We start from the raw sequence: 6,000 nt of genomic DNA, 5'->3' as shown, positions 1-6,000 counted from the left end.
GCCTGTATTTAACACACCATACAATATGATATTCAATTGCATAAACATAACCCCTTCCGTGTTTTACTTCCATACTTTATCTTACCATGTGCGTAACCATGTGTAAAACCAAATATGGAAATATAGAGCGCCTAACTCATGACTCGAAGTCACGAGTGTGCGGCTTGAAGAAATCAATGCGTGCGGCTATAGGTGAGGAGAGGGTCATCAAGTTCCAGGCGATCGCAAATGCGGCGATCGCCTTGGGTCAAAGCTGTGTTATTTGTCAAATAATCTTTGACTAGATGACAACCATAAGCCAGAGCATTCAGGTTGACAATTCGGGGCAAATTCCACAAAACTAATTTGTTGTCATCACCCCCAGAAGCCAGGAAAGTTCCATCTTGGATGATAGCAATTTTTCTAATCGCTGCGGTATGTCCTGTAAGAGTTGTTAGTTCTGTACCATCTAGTTTCCAAAGCTTAACAGTTGTATCCACGCTCCCAGAAGCTAGTATTTTGCTGTCAGGACTAAATGCTACTCCCCAAATGGCTGCTGTATGACCTTGAAAGGTGCTGATCAATTTACCCTCAGTTGTCCACAGCTTAATCGTATTATCTCCGCTTCCAGTAGCTACCATTTTACTGTCGGGACTAAAAGCAACTCGCCATACTGATGCTGTGTGTCCCACTAGGGTTGCAACTAACTTACCGTCGATTGTCCACAGTTTCGCAGTCCCATCAGCACTAGCAGAAGCCACCATTTTACCATCCCGACTAAAGACGACTTGCCAAACTTCAGCTTGATGTCCTCTGAGAATCTGCCGTACAGACTGATTAACTTTCCATATCTGAGCAATTTTGTCAACATTAGCAACAGCGATCGTTTGACCATCGGGACTCAAGACTGCGCCTGTAATTTTGCCTTGGGTATCTTTGTAACTAGCCACAGTAGTATTGTCTTGTCGCTTCACTGTTACTGTTTCATCGTAAGCGGGAAGAGCGATTAACTTGCCGTCATCGCTAAATGACACCTCGAACACTACGCTATTTTGCGTCAAAGTTTTCAGCAATTTGGCTTGAGGACTCCAAAATTTCACGTTGTTTTCGTGGCTGGCTGTGGCGATGATAGCACTGTCGGGCGTAATTGCTATCGACCAAATACCCGCGCTATGGGCAATCACACTCTCAAAAAATGGATTTTGACTTTGCCAGAGTCTCACCAAGTTTTCTGCACCTGCCGAAGCAATAAAGCTGCCATCAGGACTAAAACTGGTTCCCCAAACAGAGGCAGTATGACCTTTGAGTGTCCTGAGTTTTAGACCATCAATGTTCCACAATTGAATTGTGTTGTCGAGACTGGCGGAGGCTACCCTTTGACCATCTGGGCTAAATGCAACTGCGGAAACTCCCGCACTATGACCCGAAAGAGTTTTATCAAGACGATAACAGCCTGTGGAATCTCGCCGCCAAAGTTTGATGGTTTTGTCTTCACTAGCCGAAGCCAGTATCTGTCCGTCAGGACTGAAAGCTACTCCCACAACCCAAGCTGTGTGACCTAGAAGTTGCTGTAAGGGTTTGGCGTTTTGCCAACCAGAAGGCTCGCGCTGCCAAAGTTTTACAGTCCCATCAAGATTAGCCGCTGCCACAGTTTGACTATCCCGACTAAACGCCACACCCCAAAACCCGGCTTTGTAACCGCTAAAAGTCTTGATTAAAGTACCATCTATTCGCCAAATTCTCAATGTTTTATCCCAACCAGTAGAGGCTAGGAATTGACCATCCCGACTAAAGGCGACTCCCCAGACTGAACCATTGTGACCTTTTAAAGTCTTCAGCAAAGTGCCATCTCGTTGCCAAAGTTTAATTGTCCTATCTTCACTTGCCGATGCTATTATTTTTCCGTTAGGACTAAATTTGACGGCTCTCACTCCTGCTTCATGACCTTTGAGGGTGGCAATTTGTTTACCATCACGTCGCCAAAGTTTGATAGTTCTATCCAGACTAGCAGAAGCAATTAAAGAACTATCAGGACTAATATCTACTGCCATTACAGCTGCTTGATGTCCCGAAAAACGGTTGTATTCATTTGCACCATATACAGCTTGTCGCAGTACATTCTCTGCTTGTTTTTGAATCTCTTGGTGTGGTTTTTCTAGTTGCTGTAGTCGATGTTTGGCTCTAATTGCTTCTACAACCGCATCTAAAGAGCGATTTGAGGCGAACATTCCCTCACTAGAAGATATGAGTGCGCGAATTTCGCTGATTTTGGCTTGAGTTTCGCTGGCTTTGGCTTGGCGGTACAAAATGTACATACCTACAGCTAAACTAGTGGAGATCAAGAATTTAATACACATTCCCATCAGCAGCCATCTTTGCGCTTTTGCAGTTTTTTTCTCTTGTGCTAGTCTTGCTTCTACTTCTTGTAGTCTTGCTGCTTCTAATGCTGTTTGGATTTCGCGTTGTTCATATTCTTGACTCGCAGTCAAAAAACGATAATCCCAATCGCTCAAACTCTTACCCTGCGACCAATTTTGAGCATCTTTTAGTGCCTGTCCCCGCAATAATCGGGACTCATCTTGATAATTAGATGCGATCCAAGCATTGAAGGCTTGGGAGTAAGGACGGAGATTGTTTAACTGTTTAATTACCCATTGGTGGTTAAAAACATGACGATAAATAGGATTTTTAATTTTTAGATAACCGTTGTGTTTTTCCACTAAACCAGATAACAATAATTCTTTTTGTTCTTGACTATCATCGCTCACCACAGGTAAATTATTTGCTTCGGATTGCAGTACCTGCTGATAAATACCTAATAACCTACCTGCTTGTTGTTCGTTGAATAAGAGGCGATCGCGAATTGTCCGCAGGTGTTCTGGTTCGTCTTTTCCTTCCCAATGTTGGATAATCTGCTTTTGTACTAGTTGTTCTACCCAATACCCTGCTGTGGCTGGGGGTAAATCAATTTTCCCGCTTGATGTTTCCCATGCTGCTTTGACAACTAACTGACAAAGTTTTTGTGTCAGAAATGGTTGTCCACCTGTCCAGTCAATAATTCTCTCTAATACTGCTTGTGGTTGACTGACTACTTTTTCTAACCCTGCAAGTAATGGTGTAGCTTCATCAAATGTAAAACCAGACAATTCAATGGCTGTACCAATATTAAAGGGTGTACGACACTTATCAGTAATCAAATCTGATGGACTAGCCACCCCAAACACAGCAAATCCTAAACGTTGAAATTTTGGGTCGTGCGCTCTTTGGTTATAACAATGACGAATCCAAGCAAAAAAGTCACTAACTGAAAAACTCAAGCTCAACAAACTATCAATTTCATCAATAAATATAAATATCCGCCCACTTTGCTCTTGCGCCAGTAACACCTCTTCTACAAACTGATTTAACTTTTGTATGGGGGAAAGACCTGAGAGCGTTTCCCACCATTGTTTAAAATTGACTTTTCCTACCAAGTTTAAGCTATGGAAAAGACTAAGAATAACCCCTTTGTACCATTGTTCAGTTGTTGTATCCTCACTACCCAAGCGTGTCACATCTATATAAATACAAGTATTACCTTCTTTGCTCAGATGATTACTTGTGCGATGTAGTAGAGATGATTTACCCATTTGCCGAGAATTGAAGACGTAACAAAAATCCCCAGCTTTCAAGCTGTTATACAGTTGTTCGTCAGCCTGACGCATAACATAATTAGGATCATCACTAGGGAGACTACCACCAACCTGATATTTCATGTTACTTTAGGCATTTTCCAAAGCAGAAAAGTTTTTTTACATTTACTGCTTATATTTAAGAATAGCTAATCAAATAATCGCATCAGCATATTACTACAAATTTATGATTTTTTTGGCACATTAACTGCTTATTTTTGGTCTTAAATGTCTTAAATGTCTTAAATGTCTGACAAGTTATGCAAAAATTTTGTTTAACTGTCTTATCTGTCCTTGTCTTTTTAATAAAAAAATCAGAATATATAGATAGATACTTCTATAATGAGAGAACAAGCTGATCAAGCTTTTACTTTCACAGTTTTATGATTAGTCTATGCCCTAATGTATTGAGAAACTGCTACAAGCATCCGATTTGATTTCTAAAAAACAAGTATAGCTTTCCCCAGATAGATTAGAAAATAAACCAATCATAAATCGAAAACAAGAAGCCTTCATGGCTGTTTCCTGTCCTCTACCTCCTGCTATATCTGTATGTAGCAACTGTGGTTGACACAACTATGATATGCTGGGCAATGCCAACCTATCCGAAAAATAAGAGTTTTATTTCTCACCTTGACAGACTTAGCAATGGCCACCATAGATATATTTCTATGTAGCTGAACTTTACATTCCAAGTTTCTTTGATTAGGCTATTTTAGAGAACTGTTTAGCAAAATAATTGCGGTAGAGTTCACAACGGGGTAGGACGCGATCGCCTTCAAAGTCGATTAATCCCATACTTTCCAGTTTATAGGCATCCATAGGATCAACAGCCACACCTTGTTTGTTAGTCACAAGTTCCGCATATAATCTGACTAAACCGGGATTTGCTTGTAGTCTCACCCAATGTTGCTGTAAGTGATGGCGATAAATCCCACCATTAGCGATCGCTTCTTCGATCAACTCTGCTAAAGTCATAGCCCCACAACTCAGATAATACAGCGCCAGTTGTATAAGCGCCGGATGACCACCCACTAGAGACATCAACCGAGCTGATTCTTTACCCGGTATCCATCTGATTCCATATCGCCTAGCTAAATCTTCTACCTGTTGCTGGGTAAATTCTTGCAGGCTGATAGGTAAGCCAATATTAAATGGCGAGTGGTTAATATCTAGACAAGCATATTGTTCTGTAGAATAAGCTACTACTAACCTGAGTTTGTGCCAATGGGGATTTTGTCTTGCTTCCTCACACCAAGAACGCAATAAAGCAAAAAAATCATGAGCAATGTGAGGATAGTCAAAAAAGCGATCAACATCGCTCAACATCAAAACTATAGGTTTTTGGCACTGTTTCAGAATATAGTGTTGTAAATAGAAACTACAACTCAACTTACAACCTATTTCCTCATCCCAGTGAGCATCAAGACTGGGGTCAATATTTAATTGTGTAGCAATTTGCCAACAAATACAACGCAATAATTTATTTAAGCTCGTCAAACATTGGTCATCAATTTGGTTACACTTGAGACTAACTGTGTGATATTCTTGTGCATTGGCAAAGGCTAACAAACGCAGTACCAAAGATGATTTACCCATTTGTCTGGGGGCGCGAATCCTAATTACACAACCAGGTTGAGTTACTTCTCGATATACTAATTCTTCTATTGGCGGACGATTAATATAAAAAGGCGAATCCAAAGGTACAGCCCCATCTGGATATGTGCAATGATTTTCTACTGCTTCAGTAAATAATCTAGATAAATTTCTTGCTTGTATCGATGTCTCTGACCGTAAACTCGGTATTTCTATTTCATTGTCTTCCATTAAAACTGTATAATCTTCCTCATACACTTCTAAGTTGAAAGCAGCAAAGCATAATTTCAAAGTTTTGTGATCTACACTAGAACTTAAAGACCACAATCGGCTCAATGTTTTCGTAGATATATTTATCTGTCTGCTCAGTTGTTCTAGAGTTAAGCGATCGCCTTTATTATTTAATATCTCCCAGGATAAAATCGCTTCTTGTAATCTTTGTAGTCCCAGAGGAGTTAGCACCACTCCCCGTCTTCTCTTCGTCTTATGTTGCTGTAATTTCATAGATTTTGTTGCTGTATCTTTGGGCAGATGCAAGATTACTAAGTCTATTTTCGTAATTCAGTTGTGCCGAGAATCCAAGGGGAACAATCTATTAGATATACTCATTTTTACTAAGAAACTTAGCATTTATTATTTAGATGCTGTCAGATATTGAAAAGATTTGTTACTAAACAACGTCAAAACCTTGAACATAGATATAATTCAAGTCTGACTTAATAATTATCAACAACTATTGTTTGTCGATTTTTTA

At 40.1% G+C, this 6,000-nt stretch carries 2 protein-coding genes and 1 pseudogene; all 3 read right to left on the bottom strand.

The genetic code is table 11. The annotated features are described in order from the left end of the window. Nucleotides 1-73 (bottom strand): annotated as a pseudogene (locus H6G83_RS36535) (IS200/IS605 family transposase); the annotation flags it as partial. Between the two features lie 100 nt (nucleotides 74-173). Beyond that, nucleotides 174-3,734: a WD40 domain-containing protein gene (locus H6G83_RS24230; RefSeq protein ID WP_190476653.1), complete on the bottom strand. Its 3,561-nt coding sequence runs from the start codon at nucleotides 3,732-3,734 to the stop codon at nucleotides 174-176. A 621-nt stretch (nucleotides 3,735-4,355) separates the two neighbouring features. Beyond that, on the bottom strand, nucleotides 4,356-5,750 hold the full coding sequence (locus tag H6G83_RS24225; protein ID WP_190476651.1) for an AAA-like domain-containing protein: 1,395 nt from the start codon (nucleotides 5,748-5,750) through the stop codon (nucleotides 4,356-4,358). Between the last annotated feature and the right edge of the window lie 250 nt (nucleotides 5,751-6,000).

This window comes from Anabaena azotica FACHB-119 (assembly GCF_014697625.1).
GTDB classification, from domain to species: domain Bacteria; phylum Cyanobacteriota; class Cyanobacteriia; order Cyanobacteriales; family Nostocaceae; genus Trichormus; species Trichormus azoticus_A.
This window is presented reverse-complemented; position numbering and strand designations above follow the sequence as displayed.

Bases quoted from the DNA above. Each gene is read 5' to 3' on its own strand.
- H6G83_RS24230 (WP_190476653.1), bottom strand. From the start codon at position 3,734: ATGAAATATCAGGTTGGTGGTAGTCTCCCTAGTGATGATCCTAATTAT.
- H6G83_RS24225 (WP_190476651.1), bottom strand. From the start codon at position 5,750: ATGAAATTACAGCAACATAAGACGAAGAGAAGACGGGGAGTGGTGCTA.